Source organism: Acinetobacter sp. GFQ9D191M (genome assembly GCF_011174875.1).
GTDB lineage: Bacteria > Pseudomonadota > Gammaproteobacteria > Pseudomonadales > Moraxellaceae > Acinetobacter.
Window position 1 is genome coordinate 14,332 of sequence record NZ_JAALGV010000096.1, and the last position, 14,807, is coordinate 29,138.

Genomic DNA, 14,807 nt, shown 5'->3' on the forward strand with positions numbered 1-14,807 from the left:
TAAATTCAGGGAAAAACGCCTCCCTTTAGTAAAGGGAGGTTGGGAGGGATTCAAAGATTTGGAAAGTAAAAACATGAAAAACGCATATATTATCGATGCCATCCGTACCCCATTCGGCCGTTATGCCGGTGGTCTCGCGCCTGTTCGTACAGATGACTTAGGTGCAGTTCCAATTAAAGCTTTGATGGAACGCAATCCAAGCGTGAACTGGGAACAGGTCGATGACGTGATTTATGGCTGTGCCAATCAGGCCGGTGAAGACAACCGTAACGTCGGTCGTATGTCTTCATTGCTTGCAGGCCTGCCTTATCAGGTTCCGGCAACGACCGTAAACCGTCTGTGTGGTTCATCGATGGATGCCGTAGCGATGGCAGCACGTGCGATTAAAGCCGGTGAAGCCCATCTGATTATTGCCGGTGGTGTAGAAAGCATGTCGCGTGCCCCATTCGTGATGGGCAAGTCAGAAACAGCGTATAGCCGTAGCCAGAAGATTGAAGACACCACCATGGGCTGGCGTTTTATCAATCCGAAACTGAAAGAAATGTACGGCGTAGAAACCATGCCGCAAACTGCTGAAAATCTGGCAGAACAGTTCAATATCAACCGTGAAGATCAGGACAAGTTTGCTCTGACCAGCCAGCAACGTACCGCAGCAGCGCAGGCCAATGGTTTCTTTGCCAAGGAAATCATTCCTGTGGTGATTCCGCAGCGTAAAGGCGATCCGATCGTTGTCGATACTGATGAACATCCGCGTGCCTCTACCACAGCAGAAGCTCTGGCGAAACTGAAACCTGTGGTGAAAGCAGAGGGGACTGTAACGGCGGGTAATGCTTCTGGTATTAACGATGGTGCGGCTGCCCTGCTGATTGCATCTGATGAAGCTGTTGCTCAGCATGGCTTAAAACCACGTGCCAAAATTATTGGCTCAACCGTTGTAGGTGTTGAACCACGAATCATGGGTTTTGGTCCAGCACCTGCCATCAAGAAATTACTGGTACAAACCGGTCTGACTTTAGAGCAGATGGATGTGATTGAGCTGAATGAAGCTTTTGCTGCTCAGGCACTGGCATGTACCCGTGACTTGGGTATCGAAGACGGTTCAGAGAAAGTCAATCCAAATGGTGGTGCGATTGCTTTGGGTCATCCACTCGGTGCTTCAGGCGCGCGTTTAGTGACGACTGCACTCAACCAGCTGGAACACACCGGTGGTCAATATGCGCTATGTTCAATGTGTATCGGTGTCGGTCAAGGCATCGCGTTGATTATTGAACGTGTTTAATCCTCATTAAAAGTCCCCCTTCTTGCACTTCAGCTTAAAGCAATGCTTAAGCCTTGCTCAGGGGGATTTAGGGGGATTTATAAGATTAAGGACTTAAAAAAATGCCAACATTTACATCAAATGATGCCCAGATTAATTACCAGACTTTTGGGGATGCCAACAAACCTGCCTTGGTATTTTCCAACTCACTGGGTACCAAATACAGCATGTGGCAGCCACAGATTGAACATTTCCAGCAGGATCATTACGTAATCTGCTATGACACCCGTGGTCATGGTGGTTCGGAAGCACCACAAGGCCCGTATAGCTTGGAGCAGCTGGGTCAGGATGTCGTGAATCTACTGGATCATTTGGATATTGCAAAAGCAGCATTCTGTGGTATTTCTATGGGTGGCTTAACCGGTCAATGGTTGGCGATTCATAAACCAGAACGTTTTAGCCACGTGATTGTCTGCAATACTGCAGCCAAAATTGGACAGGAACAGGCATGGCAAGACCGTGCTGCGCTTGTCCGTGAGCAAGGTCTTGCTCCGATTGCTGCAACTGCGGCATCACGCTGGTTTACCGATCCCTTTATCCAGAGCAACCCGGCAGTCGTTGCAGAACTTTCAAACGACCTCGGAGCTGGCAGCCCAGAAGGCTATGCAAACTGCTGTGAAGCTCTGGCTAAGGCGGATGTCCGCGAACAACTTAGTAGCATTCAAATCCCTGTGCTGATTATTGCGGGTCAGCAGGATCCGGTGACGACTGTTGCAGATGGACAGTTTATGCAGCAACGTATTGCAAATAGCCAGTTGTTTGAAATCAATGCTTCGCATATTTCCAATATTGAACAACCGGAAGCCTTTAATCAGGCAGTACAAACTTTTCTTGCTGCTTAATTCATTCTTATAAAAAAGCCACGATATATCGTGGCTTTTCTTTTATTCGTGTATTCGTTAAGCCCAGATCACCAGCATCGCTGCAATCACCACCAGTCCTAAGCCCCAGTGCTCGGCACGCGCCAGTTTTTCTTTAAAGAAATAAGCGGAGATTAGCAGACTGAATAGGATTTCGATTTGTCCCAAGGTTTTCACGATTGGCACGCTCATCATACTCATGGCGGTAAACCAGCCAAGGGAGGCCATAAAGCTACAAAAACTGACTTTAAAAGTAAGCCCCAAACGTTGCCACATGGCAACTAAGGTTTTTCGGCTAAACAGACTGAGGTAAATCAGCATACTGATGCACTGGAAACCAATCACTGAAATCAGTACCCATGAAGCACGATGCACGGTTGGCAACATCGGTAGTTCCAGACTGGCTTCACGGACCAAGAGTGAAGTAATAGCAAAGCTCAAACCGCTGCCGACCCCGATGGCTAAAGTCTTGGTGGATAAACCAGTCAGCTGATTGCCCTTACTCAGCAGGAATACCGCATAGCCACCAATCAGCACCCCGATCCATGCCAGTACAGAAAGATGATCTGAAAGAAAAATCACTCCGATAATGGCTGCCAGAATCGCTTCACTTTTTGCTAGTCCAACGCCAATCGCATAATTTTTCTGTTTAAACAGCTGCACCATCAAGGCGGTTGCCAGAATCTGGCTAATACCGGCAATCAGAATATAGATCCAATACTTCGGGGTAAAATGCACCACACTTTCTACCGGTTTGAAGTGGTATAAAGCTGCAATGTAAAGCCCGGCCAACGGAAAGCCAAACAGGAAACGTGCCAGTGTCACGCCCCAAATATCGACAGTAGTACTGAGCTGTTTTTGAAAGGCATTTCGCCAAGCCTGCATAAATGCAGCCATTAAAGTAAAGAAAATCCAGCTGATTGCCATACCCTGATCATTAGTACCGTAAAAGTGAATTAATTCTATGCCTTAGTACAATCTATGACTAATTAAAAAAGAGATAATGGCTAATAGCTAAAAGTTTAATTTTCTAATTTAGAAATAATTAAAATTTATCAGTCTGATAGGGATAAAATTGATTTCTTAGATTTGAACTATGCTGAAAAAATAAGAAAATAGCTCCAGATTCTTGATTAAATTATAATAAAAGACTTTCCTATTCTAAGGGAGCTATATTTGATTCAACAGGATAAACTTTTTCCATTGGAATAAAGCGAATGCCATGTTTGTGAGTAAGTTCACCTGTTTCTACAAAACCAAATTTTTTATAAATATTGAAGCCATATAAACTGGATTTGACTGTGATCCTTTGATGCCCTTGATTACAGATTTGTTCTTCTAAAAAATTCCACATTTGACGACCGTATCCTTGCCCCTGATAAGCTGGATCCAGAAAAAAGTGCATAAAGTGTGCAGGTTCCATATAGGCCACCGCGCCCACAATTTTTTGATTAATTTCTCCAACAAAATAATGAATATCAGCTTGATCAAAAATAGTCTGAAGAATGTCAGGCTGAAAACGTTTTCTTCCCTCTTCACTAGAAATCAAGACATCAACAAATGGCGCAATGACGTTCGCAATGGCAAGTGTATCTTGAACAGTGGCTTTTCTTATCTTCATCATATTTTAATGCCCCAAAAGCAGAACTAAAAAATGAAAAATAATTTATTTTTCAGCATGATATATGTTTTAAAATTGAGCAAAATATATACCAATTAGGTCTTTTGAAAAACGCGATTCAATCGATTTTTTTCAATAATTTTTGATCTCTAATTTTTTTATAGTTTGCATTATTCAGTTTTTTAAATTAGTGCTCTGTTTTTTTATTTAAGAAAAAAATACATAAATCAGTTCATCAGTTTTTACAGTTCACTCAGCTTTTCTTCTATAAACAGTCACTAAACTATAATCTAATGAATAATCGATCACACGCATTTTACAATTAATCAACATAGTGTTTTTTAAGAAATTTTTATGATGAATTTTTAAACAGGATAAAATTCCGCAATGCAATCTGAATATAAATTATAGAGTTTCAGTAATTCATTGTAATTCATTCATTTTGCAGGGAGTATCGATGAAGTATTTTGAATGTCCAGTTTGCGAACAGCAGATATTTTTCGCCAAATTCGTATGTGATCACTGCCTTTCTCCTATCGGCTATATCGCATCCGAAAAAGAAATGACGACATTTAAAAAGCTGAATGCTCAGGAGTGGGTTCCCGTTGCCGAGAAGTATCAATATTCCCGTTATAAACCTTGTTATAACTATACCCATCATCAGGTATGTAACTGGATGATCCCCGTAGATGACGAGGAAGATTTTTGCGAATCCTGCCAGCTGACTCATGTAATTCCAAATCTGGAAAATGCCGAAAACATGATTTACTGGTATCGGCTTGAGGAAGCCAAACGCCGGTTTCTATATCTGACCCAACGTATGAACATTATGCCTCGTCCAAAACATTCGGATGATGATCCATTAGGTTTGCGTTTTGATTTTCTTCTTCCTGAAAAAGACAAGCCAGTACTTACCGGCCATGCCAATGGGGTGATTACCTTAAATGCCTTCGAGGCCGATGTGGTTTATCGGGAAACAACCCGGGTCAATATGGGTGAAAATTACAGGACATTATTAGGGCATTTTCGTCATGAAAGTGGGCATTTTTATTTTAATGTCATCCAGCATCTACATCCGGAATTACTCAATGAACTTCGCCATTATTTTGGAGATGAGCGCCAAAATTATAGTGAAGCACTAGAGAGGCACTATAATCAAGGTGCGCCTATCAACTGGCATGAAAAATATATTAGTCCCTATGCCACTGCACACCCGTGGGAAGATTGGGCTGAAACCTGGTCACATTATCTGCATATCATGGAAACACTGGAAACTGCATTTTATGCCGGTCTACGCGTGGAAGGTAATGGCCGAAATCTAGCCAGTATGGACTTTAAAGAATGCCCGATTGGTGGACAGGATTTTGAACATATCCTGGAAAACTGGGTCACCCTGACTTTTAATTTGAATGCCTTAAACCGCAGTATGGGTCTGGAAGATGCTTACCCCTTTAAGCTGACTGAAGCTGTGAAAGATAAACTGCGTTTCATTCATCGGCATATCTTGGATAAAGTCTTTAATAACCCACGTCTGATTCAGAACTAAAATATTTATCTAGTACAATAAATAAAGCCCGTGATTCACAGGCTTTATTTTGGGCTTATTTTAAGAAAGAGAACTAAGCAATTTTCATTGAACCGGTTTCTTCAAACTGGGCATGCCAGGACAAAGCTTCATTTAACAAATGCGGTGTTTGCCCACCATGCGCACAGGCGCGCTCAAAGTAATCATTCAGACTTTTACGATAATCGGGATGAGCACAAATATCGATAATCTTGCGGGCACGTTCACGTGGTGCCAATCCGCGCAGATCGGCCAAACCTTGCTCTGTTACCAGAATATCCACGTCATGGTCAGTATGATCTGTATGGCTCACCAGTGGAACCACAGACGAAATCGCACCACCTTTGGCATAGGATTTAGTCACAAAAATCGCAATATGTGCATGACGGGTAAAATCACCTGAGCCGCCAATACCATTCATCATCTTGGTGCCAGCGACATGGGTTGAATTCACATTCCCGTAAATATCAAACTCCAGTGCGGTATTGATTGCAATTATACCCAGACGGCGAATTAGCTCAGGGTTGTTGGAAAGTTCTTGCGGGCGTAAGACAATTTTATCTTTGTACTGATCAAAATTCTTCATCACCCGTGCCGCACATTCATCGCTCAGGGTCATGGAACAACCAGAAGCAAAGGTCATTTTTCCTGAATCGATAAGCTGGAAAGTACAGTCTTGCAGGACTTCAGAATACATTTCAAGATTATTGAAATTAGAATGTTCAAAACCTGCAAATACGGCATTTGCCACGGAACCTACTCCGGACTGCAGCGGCCCCAGATTTTCAGGTAATCGCCCTGCTGCAACCTCTTGTTCAAAGAAGTTAATCAGGTGACTGGCTATTGCCAGCGTTTCTTCATCTGGCTCGTCCATTTTAAAAGAAGTATCAGGAATCTCATTAATGACAATCGCAGCAATTTTTTCAGGTGCAACATGGATTCCGATTGTACCTATCTTGTCACTGGCTTGCGTCAAAGGAATCGGACCACGGTTTGGACGGGTTTTAGGCAAATAAATATCATGTACGCCTTCTAGCACCGGATTAACTGTTGTATCAATTTCAACAATGACCCGATCTGCCATTTCGATGAAATTCGCCGAGTTTCCACAAGAACCGGTCGGAATAATCTGGCCATCTTCAGTAATGGCCGTTGCGGCAATTATAGCTACATTAATCGCCGGCAGGTTTTTATGACGGATATTGTCTGCCAGTTCAGAAAGATGCTGATCGATATACATCACTTCACCATTATTGATGGCCTGACGTAAAGAAGGATCAGCCTGATAAGGATAACGGCGGGTTATAACGTTAGCTTCATTCAGTTTTCCATCAATCCGGTTCCCCAGACTTGCACCTGTCGCCAAGGTAATATGGATCGGATGCTGCCGGGCATATTCAGCCAATGCCAAAGGCACAGTTTTCGCCTCGCCGGCGCCGCCAAACCCGCTCAAACCAATTACATCACCGTCTTGAATCAATTGTAGTGCTTTTTCTACAGGTACTACTTTATCTTGTAATGCGAGCAAACGAATACGCTCTAAACCGTTCATAAAAATTCTCAAAAATTAAAAATAAAGAGACGCCTGCTCCTGGCGTACCAGAAGCATTGTGGTCTAATTCAAAAAATATTTAAGTTTGCTACTTTGAGCATATGATCATGCAATTATGAAAAGACTTAAATCAGTTCTACAGCAATCGCTGTTGCTTCCCCACCGCCAATACACAGTGCTGCAATGCCTTTCTTGCCACCAGTACGCTTTAAGGCATGAATCAAGCTCACAATAATTCGGGAACCGGAAGAACCTAGGGGATGACCAAGCGCACATGCCCCACCATTAACGTTCACTTTTGCTGGATCAAGTTTAAAAGCATCTATTGCTAACATGGTTACCATGGCAAAAGCTTCATTAATTTCCCAAAGGTCTACGTCCTGAGCATCCCAACCCGTTTTTTGCAAGACTTTTTCAATCGCGCCCACTGGTGCAATGGTGAATTCTGATGGATGCTGCGAATGGCTGGCATAGGCCACAATATTAGCCAGCGGCTTTAAGTTGCGCTGCGCGGCAATTTCACTCGAGGTAATCACCAGTGCCGAAGCACCATCAGAAATGGAGCTGGCATTTGCCGCAGTAATTGTTCCATCCTTTTTGAAAGCTGGACGTAAGGTTGGAATTTTGTCAGCCTTGGCATTTAAAGGCTGTTCATCCTGTTCTACCACGACATCGCCTTTACGGCTACTGACAGTGACCGGTACGATTTCATCTTTAAAGAAGCCTTGCTGAACGGCGGTCACGGCTTTATTTAAGGAACCAATTGCATAGTCATCCTGCTGCTCACGGGTATAGCCCTTTTTATCTGCCATTTCCTGAGCAAGGATTCCCATCGACAGACCTGTTTCCGCATCTTCCAGACCTTCCTGGAACATATGGTCAATGACTTTTCCATGCCCCATACGGAATCCGGCCCGTGCCTTGTCCATTAAATAGGGTGCGTTTGACATCGATTCCATACCACCTGCAACCACAATCTCTGCTGAACCGGCCTTGATTGCGTCTGCTGCCTGCATCACCGCCTTCATGCCTGAACCACAAATTTTATTAATCGTGGTCGCCCCCGTGGAATCCGGTAGACCCGCCTGACGCATTGCCTGACGTGCCGGACCCTGTTTTAAACCGGCAGGAAGAACGCAGCCCATAAACACTTCATCAATATCATTGGCTGACAGACCTGCACGTGCCACTGCTTCCTTGATCACCACAGCACCCAAATCCGGCGCGGTACAGCTTGAAAGTGAACCTTGAAAACCGCCCATCGCGGTACGTACTGCATCTACAATTACGATCATTTTAGTTTCATCCTTTTCATCATTGTTATCAACCCTACATAGCCAAAGCGCTGTAGGGCTGGTCCTTCGCAATCATTGCGGGTTAAGCCTGTGCGGTAAAATAGTCTTCAGGCAACTGCATCACCAGTTCCGCACCCGCCTGAATACGCTGAATTCTTGCACTTAAATCCGGAAGGACTTTGGCAACATAGTAGTTGGCCAGTACCAGTTTGTTCTGGAAGTAACTATCGTCTTTGGCTGCAGCGGCTTTGCTAATCCGCGCATACATATAGACAAAGCTGAGCAGCCCAACCGCATGTAAATAATCGACAGCAATCGAGTTGGCAAAATCAGGGTTCAGCTTAGACTGTTCAACGATGAATCTGGTGATGTCTTCAAGTTGCTGGCAGGTTTCTAATGTCGCCGTTTTAATCGTCAATGAATCATCTAAACTTTGGGCAAATTCACGGATCTCTGCGATATATTCCGCGATATAAGCCCCATTACATTTGGTGGTTTTACGCCCAATCAGGTCAATCGCCTGCACGCCATTGGTGCCTTCATAAATCTGTGAAATGCGCAGGTCACGAATACACTGTTCCATGCCCCATTCACGGATATAGCCATGACCACCAAAGCACATTTGTGCTTCCAGTGCAGAATCCAAGGCCTTGTCGGTCAAATAAGCTTTGGCGATTGGCGTTAACAGCGCCACACGGTCAGTCGCTTTACGCACCGCTTCAGGATCGGTTGAGTATTTGGTGATATCCAGCTGTTGACCTACATACACCGCGAAAGCACGTGAAGCTTCATTATTGGCACGTACATTCAGCAACATACGGCGTACATCGCCATGGACCAGAATTGAATCGGCTGGTTTTTCTGGAGATTTTGCACCAGTTGATGCACGGCCCTGTAAACGGTCCGTCGCATATTGTGCCGCATTCTGGTAGGCAAATTCTGCCGCGCCAATGCCTTGAATCCCCATCGACAAACGTTCGTAGTTCATCATCACGAACATGCCCGCCAGACCTTCATTTTCATTGCCCACCATATAGCCTTTAGCACCATCAAAGTTCATGACGCAGGTTGCTGAGCCTTTGATGCCCATCTTATGTTCGATCGAACCGGCAGCCACTGCATTGCGCTCACCCAGGGAACCGTCTGCATTGACCAGGAATTTAGGGACAATAAACAGAGAAATACCGCGTGAACCTGCTGGCGCATTTGGGGTTTTGGCCAGCACCAGATGAATGATATTTTCACTCAGATCATGCTCGCCGCTGGTAATAAAAATTTTGGTGCCGGTAATATTGTATGAACCATCTTCATTCGGTTCAGCTTTAGTCTTGATAATGCCAAGATCTGTGCCGGAATGTGGTTCAGTCAGGCACATGGTGCCCGACCATTCACCCGTATAGAATTTTGGTAAATAAGTTTCTTTTTGTTCCTGTGAGGCGCGGTCATTGATGGCCATACCTGCACCCACCGTTAATAGCGGATAAAGCATAAAAGATGGATTGGTGCTCCAGATCATTTCATCCGCTAGAACCGTGAGCATCTTCGGCATGTTTTGTCCGCCCCATTCTTCAGGAGCACCCAAGCCTACCCAGCCACCTTCGGCAAACTGTCTGAACGCTTCTTTAAAACCTTTGGGTGTCGTCACCACACCATTGTTAAACTGAGCACCACCCTCTTCATCTGCAGGACGATTCAGATCAAGAATCACATTTTTTGAAAATTTTGCCATTTCTTCCAGAACCGCATTTGCAGTCGCCATATCGAGATGTGCAAGATTTTCGTTACCTTGCCAAAATTGTTCAGCATGAAATACATCATTTAAAATAAATTCCATGTCTTTCAGCGGCGCATTATAAATCGGCATTTTCAACTTCCTAAAATGGTGATACTCAATCCTGTTACTGAGTATTTTTTCATTATGGATTCGAGAAAATATTTTGAGGCTTTTTGCTCGAATCCATGCATGTCATTCAAAAATCATCATATCGAATTAATCTGGCGATGAATTCATTGACATAAATTAGCGATATAAAATTTAAAATCAAAAACTTTATACCTCTGGTATTTACTGAATCATTAAAACTTAAATCCATTGATGAATGAAAAATTTAAGCTGTTAAAATGACTCTGGCTTCACTTCGCTAAACCTTGTCTGGTCTGGGTTTAAAACGAAAATATGATTCAGCTTTATGCCCTAAAACCATAAATCAAATATATTGAAAATGGAATTTTATTTAGCAAAGTTGATCTCAAGGGTTCAATTTTCTTGACAATATTTTTAGCGCAGCTGTATATGACTTTTTTCTACAAGAAATGTTGAATAAATATACAAATTTAGATAAATATCACGACCTTAGTTTTATAGCTATACCTGTGAAAATAGCATATTCTTAGTAGGTTCCTTTTCTAAAATGATGAGTCAAGAAGATGACGACTGTAAGACAGCAGAACTTCCTTCTTCGTAAAGAGAAGATCCTGAGCATGGCAGAAAGTCTACTGCTTGATAATAATCAGGACATCACCTTGAGTGAACTTGCTGAAGAACTGGACATCGCCAAAGGAACGATCTACAAGCATTTTAAAAGTAAAAATCAGTTATATTTAGAACTCATCATTCTGAATGAAAAAAGAATTCTGGCAATTTCTGACAAATATAATAACGATATTAAAAATTATGTTTCGCAATATATGCTTTATCACATGCTCAATTCAAACCGGACTATTTTGCTGCATGTTATTGAAGAGCGTTTAACCAATAATGAAAAAAACCTGAAAGAGTTATTTCAGGAACTCTATCGTATTCGTGAAGAACGGATTATCCGCATTAAAGATATGACCCATGATTATCTGGTATCTTTAGACAGTGCCATGTCGATCCGGGATTATTTATCTTATATCTGGACGGTAACTTATGGCGCTTCACTATTATTAAATTCGACCAGTTATCAAAAAGCGATTGGTTCGCGTGAACGCCTGATTAAACTTTATATTAATCAAGCATTGATGACGCCAGATAAAATATCAACAGTTTCATAAAAAATGCCTAATCATGATTAGGCATTTTAGAATTATTTTTTAAATGGCAAATATTAAGCCATAGTTTCAGGCGGGAAGCCATCTTCAGTTAATGCTGCGATAATCTCAGATTCGCTTGCACTCGATTCAACTTCTACCATTTTACTGGCCACATCAACATCTACTTTAGCATTTTCATCCAGCTCCTGAATGGTTGCAGTCACACTACGCGCACAACCACCACAAGTCATATTTTCAATACGGAATTTCATCTTGATCTCCCTTTGATCAGTTCAAATTTGGGTTATTTAAATTTTAATTCAAGGCTATTGATCTGCTTTGATAGCCGTATGTGCAGTTTTCCCATGTGACACACCCTGCTCAATCTGTTTCAGAATCTGACAGTCAGATTGCTCATCTCCAGCACACTGTGCAACCGATTGCTGCAAAATTTTCATCATATTTTGCATGTCCGCAATTTTCTGTTGCAGTAACTCGATATGCTTTTGCGCCAACTGTTTGACATCACTGCTGTGTCTGGCATCGTTCAGCCACAGGCCGAGCAATTCTTTCATCTGTTCAGAAGAAAACCCAGTTCACGCGCATGCTGAATAAAACTTAAAGTCTTGATGTCATCGTCACTATAGATACGATAACCCGAATCGCTACGTTTAGGATTGGGTAATAAACCGATATCTTCATAATAACGGATCATTTTGGCCGAGATCCCGGAGCGTTTCGCGGCCTGTCCAATATTCATTACACTGCCTCCTTCAACTGGATCGGCTGATAAGTCTTTAAACGAAGCGCATTGCTGACCACAAAAACTGAGGATAATGCCATCGCGCCTGCTGCAAACATCGGTGATAACAAAATACCGAAGAATGGATACAACAGACCGGCAGCAATCGGAATCAAGGCAATATTATAAACAAAGGCCCAAAACAGGTTCTGTTTGATATTGCGCATGGTTGCTTGACTCAGGCCAATACCGGTTGCCACATGCTGTAAATTTCCTGACATCAGTACCACATCTGCTGCTTCAATTGCGACATCCGTACCAGTTCCTATTGCCATCCCGACATCGGCCTGAGCCAAGGCAGGTGCATCATTAATCCCGTCACCGACAAAAGTGACGATGCCATGTTGCTGTTGGAGTTGATGTACCGCATCGACTTTTTCATTAGGCAGAACTTCAGCAATGACATGGTCAATTTTCAACTGTCTGGCAATGGCCTGTGCAGTATGCTGGTTATCACCGGTGATCATGGCAATCTTTAAGCCTTGATCATGTAAGGCCTGAATCGCACTATAAGTTGTAGCTTTAATCGGATCAGCCACCGCAATAATGGCAGCCAATTTCTGGTCTATCGCGACATATAAAGGAGTACGTCCCTGTTCGCCTAACTGTTGTGCCTTCTCTTTAAAAATATCGACATTTAAACCCAATTGCTGCATCAGGCGCTCTGCGCCAATATGAATTTGCTGACCTGAAACTTGAGCTTTCACGCCTGCACCAGTGATTGAATCAAAATCACTGACTTCAGGTAGTTGCAACTGTTGTGCTTTCGCAGCTTCCACAATCGCATGAGCAATGGGATGTTCAGATTTGGCTTCCACTGCTGCGACCATTTGCAAAACTTTTTGCTGCTCAAAACCAGATGTCACTGCAAAATCGGTTAGGGCTGGTTTCCCTTCAGTTAAGGTTCCGGTTTTATCCACCGCCACAACTCTGGTTTGCTGCAAGAGTTGCAATGCTTCGCCTTTACGGAACAAGACACCCAGCTCTGCTGCCCGGCCGGTGCCGACCATAATAGATGTTGGCGTAGCCAGGCCCATTGCACAAGGACAGGCAATAATCAGTACTGCAACAGCATTGACCAGTGCATAAGTCAGATTCGGTTCAGGACCCAACAGGAACCAGACAATAAAAGTCAAAGTCGCGAGCAGCATCACAGCCGGCACAAACCATAAGGTCACTTTATCGACAGCTGCCTGAATCGGAAGCTTTGCGCCTTGTGCCTGTTCCACCATATGAATGATCTGAGCTAGAACCGAATCTTGTCCGACTGCTGTCGCCTTGATCTGCAAGGTGCCATTCTGATTTACCGTTCCGCCAATCACCCGATCTCCAGCCTGTTTAGCCACCGCTAAAGGTTCACCGCTGATCATGGCTTCATCGATATAACTTTGACCAGAAACGACTTCACCATCAACTGCGACTTTCTCACCCGGACGAATCTCGATCAGCATGCCCTGCTGTACATCAGCAATTTTCAGATCAACCCAGGTTCCATTTTGCTGTACTCGAGCAGTTTTTGGCTGCAAGCCAACCAGATATTGAATCGCTTCAGAGGTTTTACCTTTGGCTCGAGCTTCCAGATAACGTCCCAGTAAGATCAAGGCAACAATCACAGCCGCCGCTTCGAAATACACATGTACAGTGCTTTGCGGCAATAATTGCGGAAAGAAAGTGGAAATACAGGAAAATCCATAAGCGGCTATTGTTCCCACGGCAACCAGAGAATTCATATCGGGTGCCAGTCGGAATAATGCCGGAATCCCATGCTGATAAAACCGCCGTCCTGGAATCAGCAGAACCAGAGTGGTCAGCACAAACTGGATATACCAGCTGTTTTGGGTACCTAGCGTATGTGCAATCCAGTGATGAAAAGCCGGAATCAGATGTGAACCCATTTCCAGAATAAACACCGGAACAGCCAGAATTAGTGCTAAGCATAAGTCACGTTTTAGCTGTTCAGTTTCAGCGGTTTTCTTTTCCTGAAATGCCGTCTGGGCATCGGTAGCCTGTGTATCTAATTTTTCATGGGCGTTATACCCCGCTTTTTTGACGGCAGCAATTAAAGCTGGAAGCTGACTACGCGGCGCCTTGACCGAAGCTGTTTCAGTGGCGAGATTGACGTGTGCTTCACTTACCTGATCGACTTTTAATAAAGCCTTTTCTACACGTGCCACACAGGAGGCACAGGTCATTCCTTCAATAGCCAGTTCAATTCGGTCGGTTTGAATATCAAAGCCGGCCTTTTGTACCGCCTTAACCAGTTGGGAAACAGCGAGAGGACGAATTGCAGTGACATGAGCTTTTTCGGTTGCCAGATTAACCTGCGCATCCAGTACCTGATCGACTTTTTTCAAGGCTTTTTCAACACGAGCTACACAAGACGCACAGGTCATACCTTCAATATTTAAATCAAACTGCTGGATCACGGCTTCAAAACCGGTTTTATTGATAGCATTGACGAGTTGCGTTGCAGGAATAGGTTGTTCACTTTTTAAAAAAGCCTGTTCAGTGGAGAGATTAACGTTCGCTTCCACCACACCTTCAATTTTCTTTAAGGCTTTTTCCACACGTGCGACACAAGAGGCACAGGTCATTCCTGAAATCTGTACCTGCTGTTCGTACAACTGTGTGGTTGCTGGTTTATTCATTCTGCGCTCTCCATTCACCCATTCACTGCCTATGCTATAGCTTAAACATTACCATAATGGGAAGGTCAAGCTTCTGGTTTAAATTCTTGATCTTTCATTATATGAAGGCATAATGTCTTGTCCTGAAATAGA

Annotated in this window: 11 protein-coding genes and 1 pseudogene; 4 read left to right on the forward strand and 8 right to left on the reverse strand. The window is 43.6% G+C overall.

The genetic code is table 11. The annotated features are described in order from the left end of the window. Positions 1-73: 73 nt before the first annotated feature. Together pcaF and pcaD are read left to right on the forward strand one after the other, a co-directional pair. Positions 74-1,279 (forward strand): 3-oxoadipyl-CoA thiolase, encoded by a 1,206-nt coding sequence (pcaF, locus tag G5T77_RS13665; protein WP_166138499.1) that lies wholly within the window; start codon positions 74-76, stop codon positions 1,277-1,279. A gap of 101 nt (positions 1,280-1,380) precedes the next feature. Next, complete coding sequence (gene pcaD, locus G5T77_RS13670) at positions 1,381-2,160, forward strand: 3-oxoadipate enol-lactonase (protein WP_166138496.1); 780 nt, start codon at positions 1,381-1,383, stop codon at positions 2,158-2,160. 57 nt (positions 2,161-2,217) lie between these two features. On the opposite strand, the gene G5T77_RS13675 is transcribed toward pcaD, so the two are convergent. Together G5T77_RS13675 and G5T77_RS13680 are read right to left on the reverse strand one after the other, a co-directional pair. Further along, positions 2,218-3,105, reverse strand: a complete 888-nt coding sequence (locus G5T77_RS13675; RefSeq protein WP_166138493.1) for a DMT family transporter — start codon at positions 3,103-3,105, stop codon at positions 2,218-2,220. A 229-nt stretch (positions 3,106-3,334) separates the two neighbouring features. Further along, positions 3,335-3,799, reverse strand: coding sequence for a GNAT family N-acetyltransferase (locus G5T77_RS13680; RefSeq protein ID WP_166138528.1), 465 nt, complete (start codon positions 3,797-3,799; stop codon positions 3,335-3,337). Positions 3,800-4,256: 457 nt separating this feature from the next. Between G5T77_RS13680 and G5T77_RS13685 the strand changes: the two genes are divergently transcribed. Beyond that, positions 4,257-5,345, forward strand: coding sequence for a putative zinc-binding metallopeptidase (locus G5T77_RS13685; RefSeq protein WP_166138491.1), 1,089 nt, complete (start codon positions 4,257-4,259; stop codon positions 5,343-5,345). A 73-nt stretch (positions 5,346-5,418) separates the two neighbouring features. Here G5T77_RS13685 and G5T77_RS13690 read toward each other — a convergent pair whose 3' ends face one another. The 3 genes from G5T77_RS13690 to G5T77_RS13700 all read right to left on the reverse strand — a co-directional run bounded on the left by G5T77_RS13690 (position 5,419) and on the right by G5T77_RS13700 (position 10,074). Then, on the reverse strand, positions 5,419-6,915 hold the full coding sequence (locus G5T77_RS13690; protein WP_166138488.1) for a succinate CoA transferase: 1,497 nt from the start codon (positions 6,913-6,915) through the stop codon (positions 5,419-5,421). Between the two features lie 125 nt (positions 6,916-7,040). Beyond that, positions 7,041-8,210, reverse strand: a complete 1,170-nt coding sequence (locus tag G5T77_RS13695; RefSeq protein ID WP_166138485.1) for a thiolase family protein — start codon at positions 8,208-8,210, stop codon at positions 7,041-7,043. 82 nt (positions 8,211-8,292) lie between these two features. Further along, complete coding sequence (locus G5T77_RS13700; RefSeq protein ID WP_166138483.1) at positions 8,293-10,074, reverse strand: acyl-CoA dehydrogenase C-terminal domain-containing protein; 1,782 nt, start codon at positions 10,072-10,074, stop codon at positions 8,293-8,295. A gap of 563 nt (positions 10,075-10,637) precedes the next feature. Between G5T77_RS13700 and G5T77_RS13705 the strand changes: the two genes are divergently transcribed. Continuing rightward, complete coding sequence (locus G5T77_RS13705) at positions 10,638-11,246, forward strand: TetR/AcrR family transcriptional regulator (protein WP_166138480.1); 609 nt, start codon at positions 10,638-10,640, stop codon at positions 11,244-11,246. 53 nt (positions 11,247-11,299) lie between these two features. Here the strand turns inward: G5T77_RS13705 and G5T77_RS13710 are convergent, their stop codons facing one another. The 3 genes and pseudogenes from G5T77_RS13710 to G5T77_RS13720 form a co-directional block, all read right to left on the reverse strand. Then, entirely contained in the window at positions 11,300-11,497 is a 198-nt protein-coding gene (locus G5T77_RS13710) for a heavy-metal-associated domain-containing protein (protein WP_166138477.1), read from the reverse strand. Between the two features lie 54 nt (positions 11,498-11,551). Further along, positions 11,552-11,985 (reverse strand): annotated as a pseudogene (cueR, locus tag G5T77_RS13715) (Cu(I)-responsive transcriptional regulator). Next, positions 11,985-14,675, reverse strand: coding sequence for a heavy metal translocating P-type ATPase (locus G5T77_RS13720; RefSeq protein WP_166138474.1), 2,691 nt, complete (start codon positions 14,673-14,675; stop codon positions 11,985-11,987). Before G5T77_RS13720 ends, cueR begins: the two are co-directional and overlap by 1 nt. Positions 14,676-14,807: the final 132 nt, after the last annotated feature.

Bases quoted from the DNA above. Each gene is read 5' to 3' on its own strand.
- pcaF (WP_166138499.1), top strand. From the start codon at position 74: ATGAAAAACGCATATATTATCGATGCCATCCGTACCCCATTCGGCCGT.
- pcaD (WP_166138496.1), top strand. From the start codon at position 1,381: ATGCCAACATTTACATCAAATGATGCCCAGATTAATTACCAGACTTTT.
- G5T77_RS13675 (WP_166138493.1), bottom strand. From the start codon at position 3,105: ATGGCAATCAGCTGGATTTTCTTTACTTTAATGGCTGCATTTATGCAG.
- G5T77_RS13680 (WP_166138528.1), bottom strand. From the start codon at position 3,799: ATGAAGATAAGAAAAGCCACTGTTCAAGATACACTTGCCATTGCGAAC.
- G5T77_RS13685 (WP_166138491.1), top strand. From the start codon at position 4,257: ATGAAGTATTTTGAATGTCCAGTTTGCGAACAGCAGATATTTTTCGCC.
- G5T77_RS13690 (WP_166138488.1), bottom strand. From the start codon at position 6,915: ATGAACGGTTTAGAGCGTATTCGTTTGCTCGCATTACAAGATAAAGTA.
- G5T77_RS13695 (WP_166138485.1), bottom strand. From the start codon at position 8,210: ATGATCGTAATTGTAGATGCAGTACGTACCGCGATGGGCGGTTTTCAA.
- G5T77_RS13700 (WP_166138483.1), bottom strand. From the start codon at position 10,074: ATGCCGATTTATAATGCGCCGCTGAAAGACATGGAATTTATTTTAAAT.
- G5T77_RS13705 (WP_166138480.1), top strand. From the start codon at position 10,638: ATGACGACTGTAAGACAGCAGAACTTCCTTCTTCGTAAAGAGAAGATC.
- G5T77_RS13710 (WP_166138477.1), bottom strand. From the start codon at position 11,497: ATGAAATTCCGTATTGAAAATATGACTTGTGGTGGTTGTGCGCGTAGT.
- G5T77_RS13720 (WP_166138474.1), bottom strand. From the start codon at position 14,675: ATGAATAAACCAGCAACCACACAGTTGTACGAACAGCAGGTACAGATT.